General features: G+C 71.1%; 24 protein-coding genes. 7 read left to right on the forward strand and 17 right to left on the reverse strand.

All coding sequences use genetic code 11. From position 1 onward, the window contains the following. Nucleotides 1-64: 64 nt before the first annotated feature. The 10 genes from mutM to G4X40_RS13095 form a co-directional block, all read right to left on the reverse strand. A complete protein-coding gene (mutM, locus tag G4X40_RS13050; RefSeq protein WP_277832997.1) occupies nt 65-958 on the reverse strand; it encodes a bifunctional DNA-formamidopyrimidine glycosylase/DNA-(apurinic or apyrimidinic site) lyase in 894 nt (297 codons plus the stop codon). Nucleotides 959-961: 3 nt separating this feature from the next. Further along, nucleotides 962-1,792 (reverse strand): ribonuclease III, encoded by an 831-nt coding sequence (gene rnc / locus G4X40_RS13055; RefSeq protein WP_277832998.1) that lies wholly within the window; start codon nt 1,790-1,792, stop codon nt 962-964. A gap of 3 nt (nt 1,793-1,795) precedes the next feature. After that, nucleotides 1,796-1,978 (reverse strand): 50S ribosomal protein L32, encoded by a 183-nt coding sequence (rpmF, locus tag G4X40_RS13060; RefSeq protein ID WP_277832999.1) that lies wholly within the window; start codon nt 1,976-1,978, stop codon nt 1,796-1,798. 2 nt (nt 1,979-1,980) lie between these two features. Next, nucleotides 1,981-2,598: a YceD family protein gene (locus G4X40_RS13065; protein ID WP_332844340.1), complete on the reverse strand. Its 618-nt coding sequence runs from the start codon at nt 2,596-2,598 to the stop codon at nt 1,981-1,983. A gap of 269 nt (nt 2,599-2,867) precedes the next feature. Then, nucleotides 2,868-3,656, reverse strand: a complete 789-nt coding sequence (locus G4X40_RS13070; protein ID WP_277833000.1) for a DivIVA domain-containing protein — start codon at nt 3,654-3,656, stop codon at nt 2,868-2,870. Between the two features lie 137 nt (nt 3,657-3,793). Continuing rightward, nucleotides 3,794-4,282, reverse strand: coding sequence for a pantetheine-phosphate adenylyltransferase (gene coaD / locus G4X40_RS13075; RefSeq protein WP_277833002.1), 489 nt, complete (start codon nt 4,280-4,282; stop codon nt 3,794-3,796). Then, a complete protein-coding gene (rsmD, locus tag G4X40_RS13080) occupies nt 4,279-4,845 on the reverse strand; it encodes a 16S rRNA (guanine(966)-N(2))-methyltransferase RsmD (protein WP_277833003.1) in 567 nt (188 codons plus the stop codon). Before rsmD ends, coaD begins: the two co-directional genes overlap by 4 nt. Before the next feature lie 76 nt (nt 4,846-4,921). After that, on the reverse strand, nt 4,922-8,308 hold the full coding sequence (locus tag G4X40_RS13085) for a pyruvate carboxylase (protein WP_277833005.1): 3,387 nt from the start codon (nt 8,306-8,308) through the stop codon (nt 4,922-4,924). Between the two features lie 37 nt (nt 8,309-8,345). After that, nucleotides 8,346-10,673, reverse strand: a complete 2,328-nt coding sequence (gene recG, locus G4X40_RS13090; protein ID WP_277833006.1) for an ATP-dependent DNA helicase RecG — start codon at nt 10,671-10,673, stop codon at nt 8,346-8,348. Between the two features lie 3 nt (nt 10,674-10,676). After that, nucleotides 10,677-12,404: a DAK2 domain-containing protein gene (locus tag G4X40_RS13095; RefSeq protein ID WP_277833007.1), complete on the reverse strand. Its 1,728-nt coding sequence runs from the start codon at nt 12,402-12,404 to the stop codon at nt 10,677-10,679. A gap of 289 nt (nt 12,405-12,693) precedes the next feature. On the opposite strand from G4X40_RS13095, the gene rpmB reads away from it, so the two are divergent. Further along, the gene (rpmB, locus tag G4X40_RS13100; protein WP_277833009.1) at nt 12,694-12,885 is read left to right on the forward strand and encodes a 50S ribosomal protein L28; all 192 of its coding nucleotides are present in this window, start codon (nt 12,694-12,696) and stop codon (nt 12,883-12,885) included. Nucleotides 12,886-13,002: 117 nt separating this feature from the next. Here rpmB and G4X40_RS13105 read toward each other — a convergent pair whose 3' ends face one another. Both G4X40_RS13105 and G4X40_RS13110 read right to left on the reverse strand, forming a co-directional pair. Then, the gene (locus G4X40_RS13105; protein ID WP_277833010.1) at nt 13,003-13,686 is read right to left on the reverse strand and encodes a uracil-DNA glycosylase; all 684 of its coding nucleotides are present in this window, start codon (nt 13,684-13,686) and stop codon (nt 13,003-13,005) included. Nucleotides 13,687-13,804: 118 nt separating this feature from the next. Further along, nucleotides 13,805-14,773, reverse strand: a complete 969-nt coding sequence (locus G4X40_RS13110; RefSeq protein ID WP_277833011.1) for a thiamine-phosphate kinase — start codon at nt 14,771-14,773, stop codon at nt 13,805-13,807. 167 nt (nt 14,774-14,940) lie between these two features. Here G4X40_RS13110 and G4X40_RS13115 point away from each other — a divergent pair, with 167 nt between their 5' ends. Both G4X40_RS13115 and G4X40_RS13120 read left to right on the forward strand, forming a co-directional pair. Next, nucleotides 14,941-15,210, forward strand: a complete 270-nt coding sequence (locus tag G4X40_RS13115; RefSeq protein ID WP_277833012.1) for an Lrp/AsnC ligand binding domain-containing protein — start codon at nt 14,941-14,943, stop codon at nt 15,208-15,210. Further along, the gene (locus G4X40_RS13120; protein WP_277833013.1) at nt 15,207-15,842 is read left to right on the forward strand and encodes a DUF3515 domain-containing protein; all 636 of its coding nucleotides are present in this window, start codon (nt 15,207-15,209) and stop codon (nt 15,840-15,842) included. The genes G4X40_RS13115 and G4X40_RS13120 overlap by 4 nt, the downstream gene beginning before the upstream one ends. 103 nt (nt 15,843-15,945) lie before the next feature. Here G4X40_RS13120 and G4X40_RS13125 read toward each other — a convergent pair whose 3' ends face one another. Both G4X40_RS13125 and G4X40_RS13130 read right to left on the reverse strand, forming a co-directional pair. Continuing rightward, nucleotides 15,946-17,052: a D-alanine--D-alanine ligase family protein gene (locus tag G4X40_RS13125; RefSeq protein ID WP_277833014.1), complete on the reverse strand. Its 1,107-nt coding sequence runs from the start codon at nt 17,050-17,052 to the stop codon at nt 15,946-15,948. Between the two features lie 70 nt (nt 17,053-17,122). After that, on the reverse strand, nt 17,123-18,121 hold the full coding sequence (locus G4X40_RS13130) for an NAD(P)H-dependent glycerol-3-phosphate dehydrogenase (RefSeq protein WP_277833107.1): 999 nt from the start codon (nt 18,119-18,121) through the stop codon (nt 17,123-17,125). 122 nt (nt 18,122-18,243) lie between these two features. On the opposite strand from G4X40_RS13130, the gene cofC reads away from it, so the two are divergent. From cofC to G4X40_RS13145, 3 genes are read left to right on the forward strand one after another with little or no spacing between them, the layout of a single operon-like run. Then, nucleotides 18,244-18,948, forward strand: a complete 705-nt coding sequence (gene cofC / locus G4X40_RS13135; protein WP_277833015.1) for a 2-phospho-L-lactate guanylyltransferase — start codon at nt 18,244-18,246, stop codon at nt 18,946-18,948. Between the two features lie 27 nt (nt 18,949-18,975). Next, nucleotides 18,976-21,231 (forward strand): RNA degradosome polyphosphate kinase, encoded by a 2,256-nt coding sequence (locus G4X40_RS13140; RefSeq protein WP_277833017.1) that lies wholly within the window; start codon nt 18,976-18,978, stop codon nt 21,229-21,231. Further along, nucleotides 21,228-22,121: an NUDIX hydrolase gene (locus G4X40_RS13145; protein WP_277833019.1), complete on the forward strand. Its 894-nt coding sequence runs from the start codon at nt 21,228-21,230 to the stop codon at nt 22,119-22,121. The genes G4X40_RS13140 and G4X40_RS13145 overlap by 4 nt, the downstream gene beginning before the upstream one ends. Nucleotides 22,122-22,239: 118 nt before the next feature. Here the strand turns inward: G4X40_RS13145 and G4X40_RS13150 are convergent, their stop codons facing one another. From G4X40_RS13150 to leuC, 3 genes are all read right to left on the reverse strand, one after another. Continuing rightward, the gene (locus tag G4X40_RS13150) at nt 22,240-22,950 is read right to left on the reverse strand and encodes an HU family DNA-binding protein (protein ID WP_277833021.1); all 711 of its coding nucleotides are present in this window, start codon (nt 22,948-22,950) and stop codon (nt 22,240-22,242) included. 129 nt (nt 22,951-23,079) lie between these two features. Further along, on the reverse strand, nt 23,080-23,679 hold the full coding sequence (gene leuD / locus G4X40_RS13155) for a 3-isopropylmalate dehydratase small subunit (protein WP_277833023.1): 600 nt from the start codon (nt 23,677-23,679) through the stop codon (nt 23,080-23,082). A 34-nt stretch (nt 23,680-23,713) separates the two neighbouring features. Beyond that, entirely contained in the window at nt 23,714-25,159 is a 1,446-nt protein-coding gene (leuC, locus tag G4X40_RS13160; RefSeq protein ID WP_277833025.1) for a 3-isopropylmalate dehydratase large subunit, read from the reverse strand. Nucleotides 25,160-25,308: 149 nt separating this feature from the next. Here leuC and G4X40_RS13165 point away from each other — a divergent pair, with 149 nt between their 5' ends. Beyond that, entirely contained in the window at nt 25,309-26,010 is a 702-nt protein-coding gene (locus G4X40_RS13165) for an IclR family transcriptional regulator (protein WP_277833026.1), read from the forward strand. Nucleotides 26,011-26,064: the final 54 nt, after the last annotated feature.

Raw genomic sequence — 26,064 nt, forward strand, 5'->3', positions numbered from 1 at the left:
GGCGAATCGTGGGGATTGACCGCCCGGGTAGGCCGGTCGGGGCACGCGACTGAGCGGAAGATGCTCAGGGTGTGCCGAATCCGCGGGGACGGACCTGACACCGGGGGCAGCTGTACGACGAGCGGTTCATGAAACTCTCGCGCCGGATGGGCGCACCGCACCGCGCGCACGGCTCACCCTCACGCCCGTAGGCATCCAGGCTGCGCGAGAAGTAGCCCGACTCCCCGTTGACGTTGACGTACAACGAGTCGAACGAGGTACCGCCCTGCGCGAGCGCCTCGGTCATCACGTCGGTCGCGGCGCCGAGAACCCGCTGCAGCGCCGGCCTCGTCAGCGCGTCGGTTCGCCTGCGCCCGTGGATCTTCGCCCGCCACAGGGCCTCGTCGGCATAGATGTTGCCGATGCCCGAGACCACCGTCTGATCGAGCAGCGCCCGCTTGATCTCGGTGTGCTTGCGCCGCAACGTCGCCACCACGGCCGACCGGTCGAACCGCGTGTCCAGCGGGTCACGGGCGATGTGCGCCACCGGCTCCGGCAGCACGGCGCCGTCGGCCTCGACGAGTTCGGCGATCGCCCAGCCGCCGAAGGTCCGCTGGTCGACGAAGCGCAGTTCCGCCGGCTCCCGTTCGGCTCCGCTGATCTGCGCGGTGATGCGCAGGTGGCGTTCGGGCGCGGCGGTGCCGGGCTGCACGAGCATCTGCCCGCTCATGCCCAGGTGCACCACCAGCGCCCGGTCGACGTGTCCGGCGGGGTCGGAAAGCTCGAGCCACAGATACTTGCCGCGCCGACAGGCGGCCGTGATCGTCGCGCCGGCCAGTTGCGCGGAGAGGTCGACCGGCCCGTGCGGGTGCCGGCGCACCGCGCGCGGGTGCAGCACCCGCACGTCATCGATCGTGCGCCCGACGACGTGCGCCTCGAGGCCACGGCGGACCACCTCGACCTCGGGGAGTTCGGGCACCTGTCAGTCGGCGGTCGCGGCGGCGGCGCTGCCGGCCTCGCCCTTGTCGCCGGGTGCGGCGGAGTCGGTGACGGCCGTGTCGCCCGCCTCGCCGACGCCGGCGGAGGTGGCCGCGTCGTCGGACAGGGAACCCCAGGCGACACCGGCGGCCTTCTGCTCGGCCTCCTTCTTGGTGCGCCCGACTCCGACACCGCGGGGCTGTCCACCGACGAGCACCGTCGCGGTGAACTCCTTGTCGTGGTCGGGTCCGGTCGCGGCGATCTCGTAGCGCGGCACGCCCAGGCCACGCTCGGCGGTCAGCTCCTGCAGGCTCGTCTTCCAGTCCAGGCCGGCGCCGAGGCGCGGCCCGCGCTCGAGCAGGCCGGAGAACAGCGTGAGCACGACCTCTCGGGCCCGGTCGAGCCCGTACTGCAGGTGCACCGCACCGAGCAGCGACTCCATGCCGTCCGCCAGGATGCTGGCCTTGTCCCGGCCGCCGGTCTGCTCTTCGCCCTTGCCCAGCAGCAAATGGGCACCGAGCCCACCCTCGCCGAGCCCCCGCGCGACCTCGGCGAGCGCATGCATGTTGACCACGCTCGCACGGATCTTCGCCAACTCGCCCTCGGGCTTGTCGGGGTGGTCGAGGTACAGCTTCTCGGTGATGCTCAGACCCAGGACCGAATCGCCCAGGAACTCCAGCCGCTCGTTCGTCGGCAGCCCGCCGTGCTCGTACGCGTACGAGCGGTGCGTCAGCGCCAGTTCGAGGAGTGCATCGTCCAGTTCAACACCCAAGGCGGCGAGCAGAGCACTGCGCTCCGGCCCGCCGCCTTGAGTTGAGGAATTCTCGGTGGTCACCGACTACACCGCTGCGGTGACCTGGCGCCCCTTGTACGTGCCGCAGGACGGGCACGCCACGTGCGGAAGGGTCTTCTCGCCGCAGCCCCGGTTCGGGCAGGTGACGAGGGTCGGCGCAGCGGTCTTCCACTGGCTGCGCCGCGACCGGGTGTTGGAACGCGACATTCTGCGCTTGGGAACGGCCACGGCTACTTCTCCTCGGCTTCATTGTGCGAACCCAGGTCGGTGTTCGCACTGCTTGTGTTCTGCTGGTCTCGTGTGTGCCGGCCCTGCGGATCGCCGCCGTCATCGCCGTCTCCGGCGACCTTTTCGGCCAACGCGGCCCAGCGAGGATCAAGTATCTCATGCCCATGCTCGGAACCTGCAATCGCCAGGCGAATGCCACATTCCGGGCACAATCCCAGGCAGTCCTCGCTGCACAGCGGTTGCAGCGGCAGGGCCAGGCCGACCGCGTCGACCACCACCGGCTCGAGGTCGATCAGCTCGTCAACGACGCGATGCGCCTCGTCCTCGTCGGTGGTCTCGTCGGTGACGCTGTCCGGGTAGGCGAACAGCTCGGTCAGCGACAGTTCGAGCTCACCGCTGGTCGGCTCCAGGCAGCGCGAGCACTCGCCCTCGGTGTCCGCGCGGACGCCACCGGTGACCAGCACACCCTCGACGACCGACTCCAGCCGCAGGTCCAGTTCGATCGGGCTCCCGGCCGGGATCGCGATGAGGTCCAGACCGATCGGTTCGTCGACGGTGACCGTGCGCTCGATCGTGCGCATAGAACCGGGCCTGCGCCCCAGCCGGCTGGTGTCCAGCACGAACGGCGACGCCGGATCCGGACGGTCCGGTGCGGGGTGCTGTGGGGACACGACTGGCTTCACTCCGATGCTGTGTGTTGGTCGCCGGACGGCGACCGGCTGGACTTGTGCCCACGCGATCGACGACACGGACTCGATCACACGGGGCCGATCACACGGGATGCGTCGCCCCGCCGGCGCATGCGCGCACGATCGGGCAACCACACCACGGTACGCGGTGTGGCAGCAGGTGTGCCAATCCGCCCGGCCGCGGCGCGCGGGTACGGTCGTCAGGCCCTGGCGCCGTAGTCGGCGGAGCCGTACTCGGTGCTCCCGTATCCGCCGTAGCCCTGGCCGTAGTCCGGGGTGCCGGCGGACCGCAACTGCTGTCGGCCGCGGCCGACCGACCGGATGGTGCCGTTGAGGAACTCCTCGAACTCCGCGAGCTTAGTGTCGACGTAGACGTCGCAGTCGCCGCGCAGGCGGTCGGACTCGGCGTGGGCGGCGTCCACGACGCGGGCCGATTCTGCGTGTGCGGCCTGCACGACCTCGCTCTGCGACACCAGGCGCTGCTGTTCGGCGGTGCCGTCGGCGACCGAACGCTCGTAGGACGCGTTGCCCGCCTCGATCATCCGGTCCGCCTCCGTGCGCGCGCGGCCCGTGACCGTCTCGTACTCACGCTGCCCGTCCTGCACGCGCCGGTCCGCCTCGTTGGTGGCGTCGAGGACGAGCTGTTCGGCGTGGGCGGTCGCCTCGGCGACCATGCGGTCCGCGTGGGCCTTGGCGTCGGCGACGATCCGATCGGCCTCCTCGCGGGACTCGGTCAGCGTCGCGTCGGCGTGCGCCCGCGCCCGCGAGACGGTCTGCTCGGCGTTCGTCTGGGCGTCGTCCACCAGCTGGTCGCGGTGGTCGAGGACGTCCTGCGCGTTGTCGAGCTCGCTGGGGATCGCCTCCTTGACGTCGTCGAGCAGGTCCAGCACGTCGCCACGCGGGACGACGCAACCGGCGGTCATCGGAACGCCGCGCGCCTCCTCCACGATCGCCACGAGTTCGTCGAGAGCCTCGAATACCCGGTACACCGCTAACCCCATTCGTCGACGTGCGTGTTCCCCGTCAAGTCTGCCCGCAACAGCGCCGCGGATGTCAGTTCCCCGTCGGTGTGTCGGGGATTGACGGCAACCTGCGTCGCCCATCGGCGGCCAGTCGACCGCCCCGGTCAGCGTGCGGCACGCTCCGCGAGCCGCGCCAGCAGCTGCTCGTGCACCGCCGCCGGGAGCATGTCCGAGACGTCGCCACCGAACGTCGCGACCTCCTTGACCAGCGAGCTCGACAGGTAGCTGTACAGCGGGTTGGTCGGGATGAAGAAGGTGTCGACGCCGGTCAGCTTCTGGTTCATCTGCGCCATCTGCAGCTCGTAGTCGAAGTCGTTGGCGCCCCGCAGGCCCTTGATGATCGCGGTCACACCGTTGGCCTGCGCGTAGTCGACGAGCAGGCCGTGCCACGAGTCCACGCGCACGTTCGGCCGGTCCGCCGTCGCCTCGCGCAGCATGGCGATGCGCTCGTCGACGGAGAAGAGCCCCTGCTTGCTCTTGTTGATCATCACGGTGACGACGACCTCGTCGAACTGCGCCGCGGCGCGGCCGATGACGTCGAGGTGTCCCTTGGTCACCGGATCGAAGGATCCCGGACACACGGCGCTGCTCATGGCTGACGACCGTAACAGGTGCCGTACTCGAGCCGGGTCTCCCCGTACCGCTTGACCTTCGGCGCCGAGAAGCCGTCCGGCCAGGGCGTGTCCGGCGACCGTGACGAACGCTCCAGGATCACCAGCGAGCCCTCGCCGACCCAGCCGCCGGCCACCAACGCGTCGAGCACGGCGCGCACCTCGTCCTCGCCCACCGCGTACGGCGGATCCGCGAGGACCAGGTCGTATTCGCGGTCGGCTGCGCCGACCAGCGCCCCGGCGACCGTCGACTGGCGCACGGCGACGCCGGTGGAGCCGAGTTCGGCTGCGTTGGCACGGGCCACGGCCGCGGCCTTCGTATCCGACTCGACGAGCACGACGTGATCGGCGCCGCGGGAGAGCGCCTCGAGTCCCAGCGCGCCGGAACCGGCGTAGAGGTCGAGCACGGCCGCGCCGTCCAGGTCCATGCGGGCCTGCACGGCGCTGAACATGGCCTCGCGCACCCGGTCGGAGGTGGGCCGGGTTCCGCTGGGCGGCACCCGCAGCCGCCGCCCACCGAACTGTCCGGCCACGATGCGGGTCACGAGCCGAGGACCTTTCGGAGCATCACAGCGAGGAACGAGCGAGGAGCTGACGAAAGGGCGGAGGCGAGACGCATGCTCAGGACGCCACCACCACGAGCAAGTCGCCGCCCTCGACCTGCGCCACCGGCGAGATCGCGACGCGGGTGACGGTGCCGGCGCGCGGCGCGGTGATCGCGGCCTCCATCTTCATGGCCTCGATCGTGCCGATCGACTCACCGGCCTCCACCCGCTGCCCCTCGTCGACGACGAGCGTGACCACCCCGGCGAACGGTGCGGGCAGGTGCGCCGGATCGTTCTTGTCGGCCTTCTCCGCGGCCGGGTGGTCGGCGGCGATGGACCGGTCGCGCACCTGCACCGGTCGCAGCTGGCCGTTGAGGATGCACATGACCGTGCGCATGCCGCGTTCGTCGGGCTCGGAGATGGCCTCGAGGCCGATCAGCAGCTGCACGCCCGGCGCGAGCTGCACGTTGTGTTCCTCGCCGCGGCGCAGGCCGTAGAAGAACTGGTTGCTCGACAGCAGCGAGGTGTCGCCGTAGGTCTCGCGGTGCTCGGCGAAGTCGCGCGTAGGCCCCGGGAACAGCAGCCTGTTGAGTGTGCCGCGACGGTCGGCGGCGGTCCCGGACAGGCCCCGCTCGTCGGCCGCGGTCAGTTGCTGCTCGGGGCGGGGGGCGCCGCGCCCGATCAGCGCGCGGCTGCGCAGCGGTTCGGGCCAGCCGCCGGCCGGCTCGCCCAGTTCGCCGCGCAGGAACCCGACCACCGAGTCGGGGATGTCGTAGCGGCCGGGATCGGTCTCGAACTCCTCGGTGGACACGCCCGCACCGACCAGCGCCAGCGCCAGGTCCCCGACCACCTTCGACGACGGGGTGACCTTGACCAGTCGGCCCAGCAGCCGGTCCGCGCCGGCGTACTTCGCCTCGATCTCCTCGAAGCGGTCGCCGAGACCGAGCGCGATGGCCTGCTGCCGCAGGTTCGACAGCTGCCCGCCGGGGATCTCGTGTTCGTAGACCCGCCCGGTCGGGGCGGGCAGGCCCGACTCGAACGGCGCGTACACCTTGCGCACGGCCTCCCAGTACGGCTCGAGTTCGCACACCGCGTCCAGATCCAGACCGGTGTCCCGGTCGGTGTGCGCGGTCGCGGCGACGATCGCCGAGAGGGCGGGCTGGCTGGTGGTGCCGGCCATCGCGGCGGAGGCGCCGTCGACGGCGTCGGCCCCGGCCTCCCACGCGGCCAGGTAGCTGGCCAGCTGCCCGCCCGGGGTGTCGTGGGTGTGGATGTGCACGGGCAGGTCGAAGTTGGCGCGTAACGCCGTGACCAGCGTCTTGGCCGCGGGGGCACGCAGCAGCCCGGCCATGTCCTTGATCGCCAGCACGTGGGCGCCCGCGTCGACGATCTGCTCGGCCAGACGCAGGTAGTAGTCCAGCGTGTAGAGGTTCTCGCGCGGGTTCGACAGGTCGCCCGTGTAGCACATGGCGACCTCGGCCACGGCCGTGCCGGTCTCGCGGACCGCGTCGATCGCGGGCTGCATCTGGTCGATGCTGTTGAGCGCGTCGAAGATCCGGAAGATGTCCACGCCGGTGGCCGCGGCCTCCGCCACGAACGCCTGACTGACCCGGTCCGGGTAGGGCGTGTAGCCGACGGTGTTGCGCCCGCGCAGCAGCATCTGCAGGCAGATGTTCGGGATCGCCTCGCGCAGCGCCGACAGCCGCTCCCACGGATCCTCGTGCAGGAACCGCAGCGCGACGTCGTAGGTCGCCCCGCCCCATGCCTCGATCGACAGCAGCTGCGGGGTGGTGCGCGCGACGTGCCCGGCGACGCCGAGCAGGTCGCGGGTGCGCACCCGGGTGGCCAGCAGCGACTGGTGCGCGTCGCGGAATGTGGTGTCGGTGACCGCGAGCGCCTTCTGCTCACGCAGCGCGGCCGCGAAACCGCCCGGACCGAGTGCCCGCAGCCGTTGCCGCGAGCCGTCCGGGATCGGCGCGGTCGGGTCGATCGCGGGGAGCTTGTCGTGCGGGTAGACGGCCGACCGCCGCTCGCCGTGCGGCTTGTTGACGGTGATGTCGGCCAGGTACTCGAGGATCTTGGTGCCCCGGTCGGCCGAACCGCGCGAGGTCAGCAGCTGCGGCCGCTGCTCGATGAACGACGTCGTCACCCGGCCCGCGCGGAAGTCGTCGTCGTCGAGGACCGCCTGCAGGAACGGGATGTTGGTCGCGACGCCGCGGATCCGGAATTCGGTCACCGCCCGGCGGGCGCGGGCGACGGCGGTCGGGAAGTCGCGACCGCGGCAGGTCAGCTTGACCAGCATCGAATCGAAATAGGCGCCCACCTCGGCACCGAGCGTGGTGCCGCCGTCGAGTCGCACGCCGGCGCCGCCGGGGCTGCGGTAGCCGGTGATCCGGCCGGTATCGGGGCGGAAGCCGTTCGCCGGGTCCTCGGTGGTGATCCGGCACTGCAGCGCGGCGCCCCGGATCGCGATCCTGTCCTGACTCAGGCCGAGGTCGGCGAGGGTCTCGCCGGAGGCGATCCGCATCTGCGCCTGCACCAGATCCACGTCGGTGATCTCCTCGGTCACCGTGTGCTCGACCTGGATGCGCGGGTTCATCTCGATGAACACGTGATTGCCACGCGCGTCGACGAGGAACTCGACCGTGCCGGCACACGAGTAGCCGATCTGTCGCGCGAACGCGACCGCGTCCGCGCAGATCCGCTCGCGCAGGCCCGGATCCAGGTTCGGCGCCGGGGCCAGCTCGATCACCTTCTGGTGCCGGCGCTGGACCGAGCAGTCCCGCTCGTAGAGGTGGACGACGTTCCCCTCGGTGTCGGCGAGGATCTGCACCTCGATGTGCCGCGGGTCGATCACCGCCTGCTCGAGGAACACCGTCGCGTCCCCGAACGCCGACTCCGCCTCCCTCGCCGCCGCCTCGATCGCCTCACGCAACTGCTCGGGCTCGGCGACCCGACGCATGCCGCGCCCGCCGCCGCCGGCGACCGCCTTGACGAACAGCGGGAACTGCATCGACTCGGCGGCGGCCAACAGTTGCTCGACGTCGGCCGATGGCTCCGACGACGCGAGCACCGGCAGGCCCGCCTCCCGGGCCGCCGCGATCGCCCGCGCCTTGTTGCCGGTCAGCTCCAGGACATGGGTGGTCGGGCCGATGAACGCGATGCCCGCCGCGTCACATGCGGCCGCCAGATCCGGATTCTCGGACAGGAACCCGTAGCCCGGATAGATCGCGTCGGCCCCGGCCCGCCGCGCCGCGCCGACGATCTCGTCGACCGACAGGTAGGCGCGCACCGGGTGTCCGGGCTCCCCGATCTGATAGGCCTCGTCGGCCTTGAGACGGTGGCCGGAGTTGCGGTCCTCATACGGGAAGACCGCGACCGTGCCGGCACCGAGTTCGTAGGCGGCACGGAACGCGCGGATCGCGATCTCGCCGCGGTTGGCGACCAGAACCTTCGAGAACATGGGCCAAAGCTACCGCCTGCGGCCCGCCCGAGGGGCGTCAGGACTTCTCCAGGAACTCCGTTGTCTCCTCGTCGAGGACCGAGCCGACCATCTCGGCGAGCCCGGGATGGCCGGTCAGGTCGGGATCCGCGTCGACGACCTCGGTGGCGAAGGCCCGCGCCCGCTCGATGATCTCCGCGTGGTCGAGCAGCGAGAGCAGCCGCAGCGTCTTCGCACTGCCCGACTGCGCCGCACCGAGCACGTCGCCCTCCCGGCGTTGCGCCAGGTCGAGCTCGGCGAGCGCGAAGCCGTCATTGGTCGCGGCGACCGCGTTCAGCCGGGCGAAGGCCTGCGCCCCCGGCGACAGCTCGCTGATCATGATGCACAACCCCTGGTGCCCGCCGCGACCGACGCGACCGCGCAGTTGGTGTAGCTGGCTGACCCCGAACCGGTCCGCGTCCACCACGACCATCACCGTCGCGTTCGGCACGTCGACGCCGACCTCGACGACGGTCGTGCACACCAGCACGTCGATCTCCCCCGCCGAGAACGCCGCCATGACGGCGTCCTTCTCGTCCGCGGGCAGGCGCCCGTGCAGCAGCCCGGTGCGCACGCCGGCCAACGCACCCGCGCCGAGCCGCTCGAACACGTCCACGGCCGCGTGCGTGGGCGGGGCCTTCGACTCCGGCTCGGGCGCCCCGGCAGCCTCGTCCTCGTCGGTCTCGTCCTGCCCGGCCCCGTCGTCGCCGCCGATCCGCGAGCACACGACGTACGCCTGCCGACCGGCCGCGACCTCCTCGTTGATCCGCGCCCAGGCGCGCGCGATCCAGGCCGGCTTCTCGCGGCCCGGGACGACGCTGCTGACGATCGGGCTGCGCCCCCGGGGCAGCTCGCTGAGTGTGGAGACCTCCAGGTCCCCGAAGACCGTCATCGCGATCGTGCGCGGGATCGGGGTCGCCGTCATCACCAGCAGGTGCGGCGTCACCTCGTCACGTCCCTTGCCGCGCAAGGCGTCTCGCTGCTCCACTCCGAAGCGGTGCTGTTCGTCGACGACCACCAGGCCCAGGTCGAAGAACGACACGTTGTCCTGCAGCAGCGCATGCGTGCCGACCACGATGCCCGCGTCGCCATCGGCGATCTGCAGCAGCGCGGCCCGCTTGGCGGCCGTCGACATCGACCCGGTGAGCAGCGTGATCCGGGTCGCGTGGTCGGGCGAGCCGAGCTCACCCGCGGTGGCCAGCGGCCCCAGCATGGCCCGCAGCGACCGGGCGTGCTGGGTCGCCAGCACCTCGGTCGGCGCCAGCAGCGCGCACTGGTGACCGGCGTCGACGACCTGCAGCATCGCCCGCAGCGCGACGATCGTCTTGCCCGACCCGACCTCGCCCTGCAACAGCCGGTTCATCGGGCGGCCCTGCGCCAGCTCGTCGCCCAGCTGCACGCCCACCGCGCGCTGCCCGGCGGTCAGCTCGAACGGCAGTTGCGCGTCGAAGGCGGCCCCGACCCCACCGTCGGTCGATGTGCACGGCGGGGCGCTGCGGCCGGCGTCCTCGCGCCGTCGCTGGGCCAGCAGCAGTTGCAGCGAGACCGCCTCGTCGAACCGCAGCCGCGCTCGCGCGGTCTCGATCTCGTGTTCGTCTTCGGGCAGGTGGATGACGCGCAGTGCGTGGTCGAGCGAGCACAGCCCGTACTCGGCGAGGATCTGCGGCGGCATGGGGTCCTCGACCGGGTCGAGCACGTCGAGCACCTGACGCACGCACCGCCAGATCGTCCAGCTCTGCAGTTCCTTGCCGGCCGGGTAGATCGGCAGCTGCGAGCGGTCGAACTCGGACAGGTCCAGGACCGTGTCCGATCCACCCCCGTCCTCGGCGACCGTCGTGCCGACCGCGCGGGCCAGGTCGGCGATGTCGCCGCTGCCGGAGATGCGGCGCCCGACCGGGATGACCGACGGGCTGCCGTCCTCGTCGTCGAATGCGGCGTCGGGCAGCATCAGGTAGCCGGGGTGGGTCAGCTGCAGCGCACCCCGATAGTCGCCGACCACGCCGGAGAACAGGCCGCGACGACCCGCCTTGATCACGTGTTTGAGCTTGTGGCCGTTGAAGAACGTCGCACCGATGCTGTTGGCGCCGTCGGTGAGCGTGACCCGCAGGAAGGTGCTCTTGCGGTTCTTCTGCGAGGTCCGCAGGTCGACCTTCGCGATGCTCGCGACGAAGGTGACGTGCTCGCCGAGCACGGGCCGCTTGTCCCCCAACAGCTGGAACGGGTTCTGGTAGCGGCGCGGGTAATAGCGCAGCAGGTCACCGGCCGTGGCCAGCTGATGGGTGTCCGCGAGCAGTTTCGCCGCCGGCGCACCGAGCACACGATCGAGGGGGGTCGAGAGGTTCGCCATCGTCTACTCGACACCGATCTGCAGGATGTCGTCGCCTTGGCCGCCCGGGTAGAGCATCAGCTCGGTGGCCGGGTGGTTGCGCCGCACGTGCTCGGTCAGGCTGTCCGCCAGCGACTCGCTCGCCCCGGATCCGGTCAGGATCGTCACCAGCTCGCCGCCGGTGCCGAGCATCAGGTCGATCAGCGTCTGCGCGGCCTGCTCGGGACGCTTCTCCACCACGAGGATCTCGCCGCCGATCATGCCCAGCGCGTCACCCGGCTCGCAGGTGCCCGCCCAGGTCAACGCGCGTTCCTCCGCGATGCGCAGCGTGGCCGCGCGGGTGCCCGCCGCGGCCTCGGCCATCGTGTAGGCGTCGTCGGTGATGGCCCGGTGCGGGTCGTGCACCGCCAGCGACGCCAGCCCCTGCACCATCGAACCGCACGGCAGCAGGTGCACCTGCTGGCCGTGGTCCCGGGCGGCGGCGCCGACCGCGACCAGGTCCTCGGCCGGGACCACACCGTTCGGCAGCACGACCACCTCACCGACCCGGGTGCGCACGATGGCGTTGAGCAGGTCCGCCGGACCGGGCGGACCGTCGCACAGCAGCACCTCGGCGCCCTCACCGGCGAACAACTCGGCCGCCTCGACGCCGGTCACGACCGCGAGCACCGCGCGGCCCTCGAGTCTCGGCAGCGCGCCGCGCTCCCGGGCCTGCTCCTCCAACCCGAAATTGGTGATCCGGATGCGCCGGGGACGGCCGAGTTCCAGGCCGGCCTCGACGGCCGCGCCGGCGTCCTCGCAGTGCACGTGCACGGACCACCCGCCGTCGCCGTCGCCGACGATCACCACCGAGTTCCCGAGCTGCTCGAGGCGCTCGCGCAGCACCGGCACGCCGGACGCGTCGCCAGGCAGGTCGAGCAGGTACATCACCTCGTAGTCCTCGACGCCCGCCGCGCAGTGCTCCTCGGGGCGCATCTCGCGGCCCGCCTCGTCCGCACGGGCCAGCGACAGCGTGGTGATCGGTTGACCGGACCGCCCCGGCGCCTCGACCGCACTGCGCCGCCGGAACACGGGCCGCGCGGGGCGCGCCCCCGTGACCACCTCGACCAGGCAGTCCAGCAGCACCAGCAGTCCGCGGCCGCCGGCGTCGACGGCACCGGACTCGCCGAGCACGGCCAACTGGTGCGGTGTGCGTTCGAGCGCCGCGGCCGCCGATTCGGCCACCGCGCGGACGAAGACGCCCAGCCCGTCGGCGGAGTCGCGCACCTGCTCGGCGGTGCCGGACGCGGCCCGCAGCACCGAGATGATCGTCCCCTCGACGGGGGTGCTCACCGCCTGGTTGACCAGTTCCAGCGCGCGGCCGAGGGCGACCGTCAGGGCCTTCGCGTCCAGGTCGCCGCCGCCGGACGCGGCCGCGATCCCACGCAGCACCTGCGAGAGGATCACCCCCGAGTTGCCCCGCGCGCCCGCGACCGCGCCGGTCGCCAGCGCGGTCGCCACCTCGGCGGTCGACGGGGCCGGCCGGCTCACCTCGTCCCGGCTGCTCGCGTCCGGCCGCGGCGCGTAGAGGGTCTCGACCGCCTCGGCCGCGGACCGGATCGTGTGGCACAGGTTCGTTCCGGTGTCCGAGTCGGCCACCGGGAAGACGTTCAGTTCGTTGATCTCGTCGCGGCAGCACTCGAACGCGTCGACGCAATCGCGCACCCACGACCGCAGGACCGGCCCGTCCAGCGCGAGTGGAACGTCGACCACCTCGATCAGCCCCTCCCACCTCTGATTGAACGCCGGTCCGCTCGCCGGGTCCGGTCGAGCGCTCGCATTCGGGGTTCCCGCGCGACCGCACCGCTTGCGTCCCGAGCCTAGCCGTGCGAACCGCACCCGCGCCGTGCGCCACGACGGGGGCAGATTTGTTCTCGACCTGGCCGACCCGTTACCCTTGCAGGGTTGCCCCACCAGGCAGGCGTCGTGCTGTGCGCGCGGATGCGGGTGAGGCGACGATCGACAAACCATCGTTTCCCACAACGCAAGGAGTACGACGACTATGGCTGCCGTCTGCGACGTCTGTGCCAAGGGACCCGGTTTCGGCATGTCCGTCTCGCACTCGCACCGACGGACGAAGCGCCGTTGGAACCCGAACATCCAGACGGTCCGGGCCGAGGTCTCCCCGGGTAACCGCAAGAAGCTCAACGTGTGCACCTCGTGCCTGAAGGCCGGCAAGGTTGTGCGCGGGTAGTTTCCGCACCTTCGGAAGAGCCCCGGACACAGTGTGTCCGGGGCTCTTCCGTCTCCGCACCCGGCCGACGCGCCCCCGCAGACCGCGTGCGGAGGCGCCGCCGACTCGGGGAGGTCGTCAGGCCCCAGGGAGCCGCCAGTCGACCGGCGCGCTGCCGAGCCCCTGCAGCAGGTCGTTGGCGCGACTGAACGGTCGAGACCCGAAGAAGCCGCGCGAGGCCGACAGCGGCGACGGGTGCGGGGACGCGATCACCGGCACGTCGCCGAGCAGCGGCCGCAGGTTGCCGGCGTCGCGGCCCCACAGGATCGCCACCAGTGGTTGTTCGCGGGCCACCAGCGCGTGGATCGCCTGCTCGGTGACCGCCTCCCAGCCCTTGCCCCGATGCGAGCCCGCGTTGCCCGGGCCGACCGTGAGCACGCGGTTGAGCAGCAGCACACCCGCATCCGCCCACGGGGTCAGGTCGCCGTTCGCCGGCATCGGCAGGCCGAGGTCGTCGCAGTACTCGCGGTAGATGTTCACCAGCGAGCGCGGAATCGGGCGCACCTCGGGCGCGACCGAGAAGCTCAGCCCCACCGCGTGTCCCGGCGTCGGATACGGGTCCTGGCCCACGATCAGCACTCGGACCCCGTCGAGCGGTTGGGTGAACGCGCGCAGGACATGCTCCCCGGCCGGCAGGTAGCCGCGGCCGGCCGCCGTCTCCGCACGCAGGAACCGGCCGAGCTCGGCGACCTGGTCGGCCACCGGTTCCAACGCCCGGGCCCAGCCCGGGTCGACCAACTCGCTCAGCGGCTGGGCACCCATCAGCAGGTCTCCCGTCCGGGGGCTTCGGCACCGACCGCACCGGTGCGCACCGTGTTCTCCATCGCTGCAACCTATCGCGCGGCCGCCGGCCCGATCCCGACCGCCCTGCGCCGCCGGCTCAGTAGCTCTCCCACCCACCGGGCCTGTCCCAGCCGACCCCGTCGACGACCACTCCCGAGCCCGGCCGGACCGCGCCGACAACCGTCCACCCCGACGGCGGCGGCGTCCGGAAGCAGCCGACCAGCGCGTGATCCTCACCACCGGTCAGCACCCAGTCCCCGGCGTCCGCACCGAGGAGAGAGGCCGCGCGCACCATCGGGTCGGACGGGGTGAGCGCCGCGCGGTCCAGCGCGATCCGGACGCCCGACGCGCGGGCGAGGTGTCCGAGGTCGGCGATCAGCCCGTCGGAGATGTCGGTGAGTGCGGACGCCCCTGCATCCGCCGCCTCCGGACCCCGCCCGTACGGCGGCAGCGGCGTGCGGTGCGCCCGCACCAGCGCGGCCAGCGCGTCGTCCGAGCCACAGTCGACGCCGGCATCCAGCAGTGCCAGGCCCGCCGCGGACCGGCCCAGCTCCCCCGCCACGGCGACCACGTCGCCGTCCCGCGCGCCGGACCGCAGCACAGGCTCCCGGCCCTGCAGGTCGCCGAGCGCGGTGATCGAGATCACCAGTTGTTCGGAGGCGACTAGGTCACCGCCGACGATCGATCCGCCGGCCCGCGTGGCCTCCCGCCACAGTCCCTCGTTGAGTTCCTCGATCACACTCATCGGCGTGCCCGCCGGGCAGCCCAACGCGACCAGGAAGGCGGTGCAGACGGCGCCCATCGACGCGATGTCGGCGCCGTTCTGCGCGATCGCCTTGTGTCCGATGTCCCGCGGCGTCGACCAGTCCAGCCGGAAGTGCCGGCCCTCGACCAGCATGTCGGTCGTCGCGACCACCCGGCCATCCGGGGATGTGATCAACGCCGCATCGTCGCCCGGTCCCACGATCGTCGTGGGCGCCTGCCCACGCCCCGCCGTGATGCGGTCGATGACCGCGAATTCGCCTGTCCGACCGACGGTTCGGTCGTCGTCCTGCGCAGCACACATCCCGGCCTCCCGAAGCTCGGCTCGTCGTCGGCGACGGTCGGGCCCCACGCGCTGCGGTAGCGTTGTCGCTGGTCGGACTTGCCGGCCGCCCTACTGTCGGATCGCCCCGTGAGATCCCGGTGGCAGGGTCGAATCCTAACGAGGCGAGCGCGAGGTAGGTGCGACGAGTGGTCTCGCAAGCGGTGGAGGCCTACATCCTGGTCCAGACCGAGGTCGGTCGCGCCGGCGCGGTCGCCGACGAGATCGTCGCCCTCGGCGGTGTGCGCACCGCCGAGGTGCTCACCGGCCCCTACGACATCATCGTGCGCGTGTGCGCCGACTCGATGGACCTGCTGGCCTCGAACGTGATCGCGCCGATCCAGCGCGTCGCGGGGATCACCCGCACACTCACCTGCCCGATCGTCACCCCGCCCGCAGCTACCCCCCAGGAACGATGAGCCCGCACCAGAACACCGAGCCCGACGCCGACGGCGACAAGTCCACCGATGCCCGACCGTCCGGCGCCGCATCGTCCGCCGCCGACACGACTCCCCGGCGTCATCCCGCGCTGATCGCCACGGCGGTCGCGCTGCCGGTCGCACTGCTCGTCGGCATCATCGTCGCCGCGGTCATGACCGGGCGCACCACCACCCGCGAACCGGTCGCGCTCGGTGCCGTCCCGGCGCCGCAGGCCGAATCCGCCGAGTGCACCGAGATGCTCGAGGCCATGCCCGACTCGCTCGACGACTACCAGCGCGCCGAACTCGTCAAGCCGGCACCGGCCGGTGCGCTCGCGTGGAACAAGGCGGACGGCGGGCAGGCGATCACGCTGCGCTGCGGGCTCGATCGGCCCGCCGAGTTCGTCCAGGGCAGTGCGTTGCAGGTCGTCGACGACGTGCAGTGGCTGCAGGTGTCGGGCAAGGACCAGGGCCTGGACGCGTCGACCTGGTACGTGGTCGACCGCGGTGTGTACGCGGCACTGACGCTGCCCGACGGCACCGGCCCGACCCCGATCCAGGCGGTGTCCGACGCGATCGCGAAGGCGTTGCCCGCCAAGCCGATCGATCCGGCGCCCGCACCGCACTCCTAGACACCTCCCACTAGACACCTCCCACACGCGAACGGGCGGTTGTCCGGCAGGCCACTCGGCCGATGCCCGGACAACCGCCCGTTCGCGTCCGGTCCCGTGGACGTCAGCGCAGCCCGGTCCCCCGGTTCAGCGCGGTCTGCACCATGGTCGCGAGCAGCGTCTCGTAGTCGATGCCGGTCGCCGCCCACATGCGCGGGTACATCGAGATCGCGGTGAACCCGGGCATCGTGTTGATCTCGTTGATCACCGGTCCGTCCTCGGTGACGAAGAAGTCGACACGGGCCAGGCCCTGGCAGTCCAGCGCCGCGAACGCCTCGACGGCCATCGTGCGCACCGCGTCGCTCATCTCGTCGTCCAGCTTCGCCGGGACGTCGAACTCGCACACGTCGTCGAGGTACTTCGTGTCGAAGTCGTAGAAGGCCGCGTCGTCGCCGCTGGTGTCGGGCATCCGGATCTCGGCGACCACGCTGGCGCGCACGGTGCCGTCGGGCATCTCGAGCACGCCGCACTCGACCTCGCGGCCGACGATCCCGGCCTCGATGATCACCTTCGGATCGTGCTCGCGCGCGGTCGCGATCGCGGCGTCCAGTCCCTCCCAGCTCGCCACCCGGGTGATGCCGATCGACGACCCGCCGCGGGCAGGCTTGACGAACACGGGCAGGCCCAGACGCGCGCGCTCGTCCTCGGTCAGCGTCGCACGGCCCGGACGCAGCACGACCTGGACTCCGACCGGCAGCCCCTCGGCGGCGAGCAGCTTCTTGGTGAACTCCTTGTCCATGCCGGCGGCGCTGGCGAGCACACCGGGGCCGACGTACGGCAGGCCGGCCAGTTCGAGCAGCCCCTGGACGGTGCCGTCCTCGCCGAACGGACCGTGCAGCACCGGAAACACCACGTCGACGGAGGCCAGCACCTGGCCGGCCGGACCGTCGCCGAGCGCGACGAGTTCTCCGGTGCGCGTCGGGTCCGCCGTCAGCGCCAGCGCCACACCGGTCGGGTCGACCGAGGGCAGCGACTTGCCGTCGACGGCCAGTTCGCGCGGATCACCCGGCCCCAGTACCCACGCGCCGTCCTCGGTGATCCCGATCGGCACGACCTCGAACTGCTCGGGATCGAGATGTTCGAGGATGCTGCCGGCGGACACGCACGACACGGAATGCTCACTGCTGCGGCCACCGAAGATCACGGCCACCTTGGTGCGGGCTCTACTCACTCGTCAGACCGTACCTGCCGCGGCAGGCGGTGCGTAAACCGCAGACGAGTGCCGGCAGACCCGGCCCGGATCACTCCGGCTTCATGTCCCGCTTGAGCAACTGCGCCAACGCCTCCTGCGGCGTGAGTCCCTCGTGGCACACCCGGTGCACCGCGTCGGTCAGCGGCATCTCCACGCCGTAGCTCTGCGCCAGCGCACGCACCGAACTGCACGACTTGACCCCCTCGGCGACCTGCCCGTTCGCCGCGGCCTGAGCACTCTCGAGCGATTCGCCCGCGCCCAGTCGCTCGCCGAACGTGCGGTTGCGCGAGAGCGGCGACGAGCAGGTGGCCACCAGGTCGCCGACGCCGGCGAGTCCGGACAGGGTCTTGGCGTTGGCGCCCAGCGCGACTCCCAGCCGGGTCATCTCCGCGAGTCCCCGGGTGATGATCGCGGCGAGGGTGTTCTCCCCCAGCCCGATGCCCACGGCCATGCCGCAGCACAGCGCGATCACGTTCTTGGCGGCGCCGCCGATCTCGCAACCGATCACGTCCGTGTTGGTGTACGGCCGGAAATAGCCGGTGGCGCAGGCCCGCTGCAGCGCGATCGCGCGGGCGGAATCCGGGCAGGCGATCACGGTCGCCGTCGGCTGACCCTGCGCGATCTCCTTGGCGAGGTTGGGGCCGGACAGCACCGCGATCCGGTTGGCGTCGGCGCCGGCGACCTCACCGATCACCTGACTCATCCGCATCAGCGTGCCGCTCTCGACGCCCTTCGCGAGGCTGAGCAGTGTGGCCTGCGGGCCGATCACACCGGCCCACTCGGCCAGGTTGGTGCGCAAGGTCTGCGAGGGCACCGCCAGCACCACGACGCCCGCACCGGCGAGGGCCTCACGATGATCGTCGGTGGCCCGCAGCCCGTCGGGCAGCACGACCTCGCTCAGGTAGTCCGGATTGACGTGACGTTCGTTGATCGACTCCGCGACCGCACCACGGCGGGCCCAGATGACCGTCTCGGTTCCCGCGTCGCACAACACCTTCGCGAACGCGGTCCCGAACGATCCCGCCCCCATCACCGCAGCCTTGGTCACCTGCACCACTACCTCCCTGATCGCGCCGCGCGGACCTGATACCGCCGGGCGGACACCGCCTCGTCGCCCATGACCGTACCGAGTGCGCCGTCGGTGGTGGGCGACCTGGCAGGATTGCGCGCATGACTCGCGCGCCCGCCACCGCCGTGGGCGCACACGTGTTGATCCCGGTCAAAGATCTGCTCAGCGCCAAGTCCCGCTTGGCGGCGGCGTTGACACCCGCGCACCGCAGCGAGCTGGTGCTGGCGATGCTGGCGGACACCGTCGCCGCGTCGTCGACCGCCGCGGAGGTCGCCGCGGTGTGGGTCATCACCCCGGACCCGACGGTCGCCGCCGAGGCCCGTCGCCACGGCGCGACGGTGATCGCCGATCCCCGCCGCGCCCGCGGTGGCCCGCGGACCGCCGCAGACGGCCTCAACGACGCGCTGACGGCCGCCGCCGGACGGATTCGCGTCCGGCACCCGCACTCCATCCTGGTCGCCCTGCAGGCCGATCTGCCGGCCTTGCGTGCCGCCGAGTTCGACGCGGCACTGGCCGCGGCCGCGGGCGCGCCCCGATCGATCGTCACCGACCGGCACGGCACGGGCACGTGCGCGCTGATCGTGGCGGGCGGGCAGGACGAGTTGGCCCCCCGGTTCGGCGGCCGCAGCGCCGAGGCCCACGCCGGACTCGGGGCCGTGCTGCTCGACGGGCCGTGGCCCGGATTGCGTTGCGACGTCGACAACGTGGACGACCTGGCGGCCGCGCGCTCGCTCGGGCTCGGGCCGGCGACCGCCGCCGCCCTGACGCGTCCCGGCGGTATCGGCGACGCGCTCCGCATGCGCTGACCCCTCCGGATGGGGGATGATCGGTGCGTGGGCGACGAAGCGGGATTCCAGGAGATTCGACAGGCCTCGCACGACGGTCAGGCGACCGCCACCGCGACGACAGAGGCACGCGGCGACGGTGCCGCGCGGGGCGAGGGTGCACCGCGCACTGACGGAGGCCGCACCGTCCCGCCGTCCGCGCCGCCTGCCGCGACGGTGGCGCTCGACGCGCGGGTGCCCGACCTCCCGGAGGACCGATACCTCAACCGGGAGTTGAGCTGGCTCGACTTCAACTCGCGGGTGCTGGCCCTCGCCGAGGACGCCTCGCTGCCGGTCCTCGAGCGGGCCAAGTTCCTGTCGATCTACGCCTCGAACCTCGACGAGTTCTACATGGTCCGGGTGGCCGGGCTCAAGCGCCGCGACGAGACGGGGCTGTCGGTGCGCTCCGCCGACGGGCTCTCGCCCCGCGAGCAACTCGCGCTGATCGCCACCGAGGCCCAGGAACTCGCGAACAAGCACGCCCACGTGCTCTCCGAATCGGTGCTGCCCGAGCTCGCCGCGGCCGGGGTCACCCTGACCTCATGGGCCGCGCTCGACGGCGACGAGCGCAAGCGGCTCTCCGAGCACTTCCACGACCAGGTCTTCCCCGTGCTCACGCCGCTCGCCGTCGACCCCGCGCACCCGTTCCCGTACATCAGCGGCCTGAGCCTGAACCTGGCGGTCACCGTGAAGGACTCGTCCAGTGGCGGTGAACATTTCGCCAGGGTCAAGGTCCCCGACAACGTGAACCGGTTCCTGCGGGTGAACAACCCCACCCGGGACAAGACCGCGGCGGTGGCCTTCCTCCCGATGGAGGACCTGATCGCCGCACACCTCGACGTGCTCTTCCACGGCATGCACGTCGCCGAGCACCACGCGTTCCGCGTCACCCGGAACGCGGACTTCGAGGTCGAGGAGGATCGCGACGAGGATCTGCTGCAGGCCCTCGAGCGGGAGCTGGCGCGGCGCCGATTCGGTTCCCCGGTTCGCCTGGAGGTCGAGGACGGCATGAGCGAGCACATGCTCGAATTGCTGTTGCGGGAGCTCGATGTCGACCCCGACGACGTGATCAAGGTTCCCGGGCTGCTCGACATGACCGGACTGATGGAGATCTACGCCCTGGACCGGCCGACGCTCAAGGACGCACCGTTCGTGCCGGCCACCCACCCGGCCTTCGCCGAACGGGAGACCCCGAAGAGCGTCTTCGCGACGCTGCGTGACGGCGACGTGCTCGTGCACCATCCGTACGACTCGTTCTCGACCAGCGTGCAGCGCTTCATCGAGCAGGCCGCCGCCGATCCTCAGGTGCTGGCCATCAAGCAGACCCTGTACCGCACCTCCGGCGACTCCCCGATCGTCAACGCGCTCGTCGACGCCGCCGAGGCCGGCAAACAGGTTGTCGCCCTTGTCGAGATCAAGGCCCGCTTCGACGAGCAGGCAAACATCAAGTGGGCCCGCAAACTCGAGCAGGCCGGGGTGCACGTGGTCTACGGTCTGGTCGGGCTCAAGACCCACTGCAAGACATGCCTGGTCGTGCGCCGCGAGGGGTCGACGATCCGGCGCTACTGCCACATCGGCACCGGCAACTACAACCCCAAGACCGCCCGTCTGTACGAAGATGTCGGCCTGCTCACGGCCGCACCCGAGATCGGCGCCGACCTGACCGATCTGTTCAACTCGCTCACCGGCTATTCGCGGGTCACCCAGTACCGCAACCTGTTGGTCGCGCCACGCGGCATCCGCTCCGGGATCATCGAGCGGATCGAGGCCGAGGTGGCGCACAAGCACGCCGGCCGGCCCGGGCGGGTCCGCTTGAAGGCCAACGCTCTCGTCGACGAGCAGGTCATCGATGCGCTGTACCGCGCATCGCAGGCCGGGGTCCCCGTCGAGATCGTCGTCCGCGGGATCTGCGCGCTCAAGCCCGGCGTTCCGGGACTGAGCGAGAACATCACCGTGCGATCGATTCTCGGCAGGTTCCTGGAGCACTCCCGCATCCTGCACTTCGCGGGCGCCGACGAGTACTGGATCGGCAGCGCCGACATGATGCACCGCAACCTCGACCGCCGCGTCGAGGTCATGGCGCAGGTCAAGGACCCGCGCCTCACCCGGCAGCTCGGCGAGATCTTCGACTCCGCACTCGATCCCACCACCCGGTGCTGGGTCCTCGACGGAGAGGGACGATGGGTCGCCGCACCGGCCGCCGGTGAGGAGGTTCGCGACCACCAGGTGGCGATGATGCTGCAGCACCGAGCCGCGGCGCTGTGAGCGTGGCGCCGATCCTGGCTGCCGGGGGTGTGCTCTGGCGCCGCCATCCGGACGGAAAGAAGCTGCAGTTCGCCGTCATCCACCGCCCGCGCTACGACGACTGGTCGCTGCCCAAGGGCAAGCTCGACCCGGGAGAGACACCGGCAGCCGCGGCGGTACGCGAGATCGCGGAGGAGACCGGCGCCGCCGCTCGCCTCGACCGGCATCTGTGTCAGGTCAGCTACCCGATCGACAGCGGTCGCATCAAGCAGGTCGACTACTGGTCTGCGCAAGCCCTGAGCGGCGAATTCGAGCCGAACGGGGAAGTCGACCGGCTGCAATGGCTGTCGCGGTCGCACGCCCGCGCCGCCGTGACCCAGGACATCGACCGGGAGGTGCTCGACAGCTTCGTCGAACCGCCGCCGCGCCAGAGTGTGCTCCTGGTCGTCCGGCACGCCAAGGCGGGCCGGCGCGGTTCCTTCGACGGCGACGACACGCTCCGGCCGTTGGACCGGACCGGGCGTGGCCAGGCCGAACGGCTGATCGACCAACTGCTCGCCTTCGGCGCCACCGACATCCACACGGCCGACCGCACCCGCTGCATCGAGACGGTGACCCCGCTGGCGAATCGCCTCGGCACCACCATCCACAGCGAGCCCGCCCTCTCCGAGGAGGCCTACGCCACGGATCCGGCCCGCGCGCGCAAGCGCGCTCGCGAGATCGCCGCCGATCCGGGAGTCCATGTGCTGTGCAGCCAATCGGGTGTCATCCCCGACCTGATGCGCTGGTGGGCGGACCGCGACTCGGTGACGTTGCCGCGGGCCGAGAACCGCAAAGCCAGCACGTGGGTGCTGTTTCTGTCCAAGGGGATCCTGCAGGCCGCGGACCACCTGGGACCGCCTCCGGCCTGACGCACCGAACACGGCTGCGCCACCGAACACGACAGTGGCGGCGGACTCGCGTCCGCCGCCACTGTCGTTCGGCTGTCTCACATGACCGGGTCGCCCCGGGTGCCTACCGCCCAGGCACCTAGCGCTTGGTGGCGCGGCGGGTGGTGGTCTTCTTGGCCGGGGCCTTCTTGGCCGCCGTGGTCTTCTTCGCTGCCGCGGTGGTCTTCTTCGCCGCCGTGGTCTTGGCCGGGGCCTTCTTCGCTGCGGCGGTCTTGGCCGCGGTGGTCTTCTTCGCCGCGGTGGTCTTCTTCGCCGCCGCCGTGGTGGTGGTCTTCTTGGCCGGGGCCTTCTTGGCCGCCGCGGTCTTCTTCGCTGCCGCGGTGGTCTTCTTGGCCGCCGCGGTCTTCTTCGCTGCCGCGGTGGTGGTGGTCTTCTTGGCCGGGGCCTTCTTGGCCGCCGCGGTCTTCTTCGCTGCCGCGGTGGTCTTCTTCGCCGCCGTGGTCTTCTTGGCCGCCGCCGTGGTGGCCGCGCCCGAACCCCGCTTGACGGCAGGACCCTCGGACGGCAGCTTCTCCTGGCCGGCCACGATCGCCTTGAATCGGGCACCCGGACGGAAGGCCGGCACCTTGGTGGCCTTGACCTTCACGGTCTCCCCGGTACGCGGGTTACGCGCGACCCTGGGTGCACGCTTGCGCTTCTCGAAGACGCCGAAGCCGGTGATGGTGACGCTCTCGCCCTTGTTGACCGCGCGGACGACGAGATCGATGAACTCCTCGACTGCGTTGGTGGCGGTCCGACGATCGGTCTCCAGCCGCTCGGTCAGCCGCTCGATGAGCTCTGCCTTGTTCATTGAAACCTCCGAAAACGGTGGCCCACGTCGGACCGACTAGTTAAAACGGTAAACCGCAAATTATCAGTAGTCCATGTGGCACGCCAATTTTCGACGAAATCCCCGTGGGCCCGACGTGGGGGCCGACCGCTATCCGGAAGTGACGATTGTGGTGGGTTTCCAAGCGGGCCTTGACTTCTCGAATTCAGAGATCCGATCGACCTGCCTCAGGGTGAGACCGATGTCATCGAGGCCTTCCAGCAGTCGCCAGCGGGTGTAGTCGTCAATACCGAACGGCACCACCAGACTTCCCGCGGCGACCGTACGTGTGACGAGGTCGACTGTGACCTCCGTCCCAGGGTGCTCCTCGAGCACCTTCCAGATCAGTTCCACATCGGGTTGTTCGACCTGAGCGGCGAGCAGACCCGCCTTGCCGGCATTCCCGCGGAAAATATCCGCAAACCGGGACGAAATGACCACCCGGAACCCATAGTCGGACAAGGCCCAGACGGCGTGCTCACGCGACGAGCCGGTGCCGAAGTCGGGTCCGGCCACCAGCACGGTGCCCCGATCGAAGGGCGCGACGTTGAGGATGAACTGCGGATCGCCGCGCCACGCGGCGAAGAGGCCGTCCTCGAATCCGGTCCGGGTGACTCGCTTGAGGTAGACAGCCGGGATGATCTGATCGGTGTCGACGTTCGACCGCCGCAACGGGACGCCGATGCCGGTGTGAGTCGTAAACGCTTCCATGACAGTTAGTTTCCTGACTTTCGATTCTGTCCGATTAGTCCAGATCGGCGGGGGACGAGAGGGTGCCGCGCACCGCGGTGGCCGCCGCGACCAGCGGTGAGACCAGGTGGGTGCGCCCGCCTTTACCCTGGCGCCCTTCGAAGTTCCGGTTCGACGTCGAGGCGCAACGTTCGCCCGCTTCGAGCTGATCGGGGTTCATCCCCAGGCACATCGAGCACCCGGCCTGACGCCACTCGGCGCCGGCCGCGGTGAAGATGTCACCCAGCCCCTCCTCCTCGGCCTGCGCCCGCACCCGCATCGAGCCGGGCACCACCAGCATCCGCATACCCGGCGCGACGTGGCGCCCCTCGAGCACCGAGGCGACCGCGCGCAGATCCTCGATGCGGCCGTTCGTGCACGAGCCGACGAAGACGGTGTCGACGGCGACCTCCCGCAGCGGGGTGCCCGGCTCGAGACCCATGTACCGCAGCGCCTTCTCCGCCGCCTGGGACTCGCCCTCGTCGACGATCTGCGCGGGGTCGGGCACCGACGCACCCAGCGGCAACCCCTGACCGGGGTTCGTGCCCCAGGTCACGAACGGCGTCAGCGCGGCGCCGTCGATGCGCACCTCACGGTCGAAGACCGCGCCCTCGTCCGTGCGCAGGCGATCCCAGGCCGCGACCGCCTCGTCCCACTCGGGGCCGGCCGGTGCGTGCGGACGGCCCTCGATGAAGTCGTACGTGGTCTGGTCCGGCGCGATCATGCCGGCGCGGGCGCCGGCCTCGATGGACATGTTGCAGATGGTCATCCGCGCTTCCATCGACATCTTCTCGATGGCCGGTCCGCGGTACTCGAGCACATAGCCCTGCCCACCTCCGGTGCCGATCTCGGCGATCACCGCGAGGATCAGGTCCTTGCTCGTCACACCTTCCGGCAGTTCGCCGTCGACCGTGATCGCCATCGTCTTGAACGGGCGCAGCGACAAGGTCTGGGTGGCCATCACGTGCTCGACCTCGGACGTGCCGATGCCCATCGCCAGCGCGCCGAACGCGCCGTGGGTCGAGGTGTGCGAATCACCGCACACCACGGTCATGCCCGGCTGCGTCAGGCCCAGCTGCGGCCCGACGACGTGGACGATGCCCTGGTCGATGTCGCCCATGGGGTGCAGGCGAACGCCGAACTCCGCACAGTTGCGGCGCAGGGTCTCGACCTGCGTGCGCGAGACCGGGTCCGCGATGGGCTTGTCGATGTCGACGGTGGGGACGTTGTGGTCCTCGGTGGCGATCGTCAGGTCGGGACGGCGGAGCCCGCGTCCGGCCAGCCGAAGCCCGTCGAACGCCTGCGGACTGGTCACCTCGTGCACCAGGTGCAGGTCGATGTAGATGAGGTCGGGCTGCCGTGCGCTGCCCTCGCCCTCGCCGCGCACCACCACATGGTCGTCCCAGACCTTCTCGGCCAGGGTTCGCGGCCTGCTCACCGTGTTGCCCGCCGGATTCTCCATGCCATCCATAACCATTCCGTCCCTCTGGGTTCCACTTCCGCGCGGCACCCGCCACCCGCGGCGACCGGCCCACACCTGTCGGCGACGCCTCCCGCGAGCTCTGCGCGCAGATTTCGCCATCTCATGATTTGGGAGGTTAGTATCGCTGTGTGAGACAGCATAGCGGCATCGGCGTACTCGACAAAGCAATGGGCGTACTGCATGCGGTGGCCGAACAGCCCTGCAACCTCACCCAGCTCTGTCAGCGGACGGGGCTGCCCCGCGCCACCGCGCACCGCCTCGCGGTCGGCCTGGAGGTGCACCGGTTGCTCGTGCGCGATGCCGACGGCACCTGGCAGACCGGTCCCGCACTCGCCGAACTCGCCGCCACCGCCGTCGACCCGCTCGTCGAGGCAGCCGCGAGCGTGCTGCCCCGGCTGCGCGAGATCACCGGCGAGAGCGTGCAACTGTATCGACGCGACGGCCTGCAGCGACTGTGCATCGCCTCGATGGAGCCTCCGACGGGGTTGCGCGACACGGTCCCCGTGGGCACCCGCCTGCCGATGACCGCCGGCTCGGGGGCCAAGGTGCTCCTCGCGTGGGCCGACGCCGGCACCCAGAAGGCTGTCCTCCCCGATGCCGCGTTCGGCGAACGCACGCTGGTCGAGGTGCGCCGCCGCGGCTGGGCGCAGAGCGCCGCGGAGCGAGAGTCCGGTGTGGCCAGCGTCGCTGCCCCGGTACGCAATTCGGCCGGAGACGTGGTCGCCTCGATCTCCGTGTCCGGACCGATCGACCGGATGGGACGACGCCCCGGCGCACGCTGGGCCGCGGACCTGCTGGCGGCGGCGGAGGCACTGCACAAGCGTCTGTGAGGCCCGTGGCATCGTGGTCGCACGAGCGGTGATCCATCTCACCCACCGCCGAGT

Origin of the sequence: Speluncibacter jeojiensis (genome assembly GCF_029589495.1) — a bacterium.
In the GTDB taxonomy this organism is placed as follows: domain Bacteria; phylum Actinomycetota; class Actinomycetes; order Mycobacteriales; family Mycobacteriaceae; genus Speluncibacter; species Speluncibacter jeojiensis.

What these genes read in the sequence shown, in the direction of transcription:
- cofC (WP_277833015.1), top strand. Translation starts at nt 18,244, where the DNA reads ATGACTCGCGCGCCCGCCACCGCCGTGGGCGCACACGTGTTGATCCCG.
- rpmB (WP_277833009.1), top strand. Translation starts at nt 12,694, where the DNA reads ATGGCTGCCGTCTGCGACGTCTGTGCCAAGGGACCCGGTTTCGGCATG.
- G4X40_RS13120 (WP_277833013.1), top strand. Translation starts at nt 15,207, where the DNA reads ATGAGCCCGCACCAGAACACCGAGCCCGACGCCGACGGCGACAAGTCC.
- G4X40_RS13085 (WP_277833005.1), bottom strand. Translation starts at nt 8,308, where the DNA reads ATGTTCTCGAAGGTTCTGGTCGCCAACCGCGGCGAGATCGCGATCCGC.
- recG (WP_277833006.1), bottom strand. Translation starts at nt 10,673, where the DNA reads ATGGCGAACCTCTCGACCCCCCTCGATCGTGTGCTCGGTGCGCCGGCG.
- G4X40_RS13105 (WP_277833010.1), bottom strand. Translation starts at nt 13,686, where the DNA reads ATGGGTGCCCAGCCGCTGAGCGAGTTGGTCGACCCGGGCTGGGCCCGG.
- coaD (WP_277833002.1), bottom strand. Translation starts at nt 4,282, where the DNA reads ATGAGCAGCGCCGTGTGTCCGGGATCCTTCGATCCGGTGACCAAGGGA.
- leuC (WP_277833025.1), bottom strand. Translation starts at nt 25,159, where the DNA reads ATGGAGAATCCGGCGGGCAACACGGTGAGCAGGCCGCGAACCCTGGCC.
- G4X40_RS13110 (WP_277833011.1), bottom strand. Translation starts at nt 14,773, where the DNA reads ATGTGTGCTGCGCAGGACGACGACCGAACCGTCGGTCGGACAGGCGAA.
- G4X40_RS13150 (WP_277833021.1), bottom strand. Translation starts at nt 22,950, where the DNA reads ATGAACAAGGCAGAGCTCATCGAGCGGCTGACCGAGCGGCTGGAGACC.
- leuD (WP_277833023.1), bottom strand. Translation starts at nt 23,679, where the DNA reads ATGGAAGCGTTTACGACTCACACCGGCATCGGCGTCCCGTTGCGGCGG.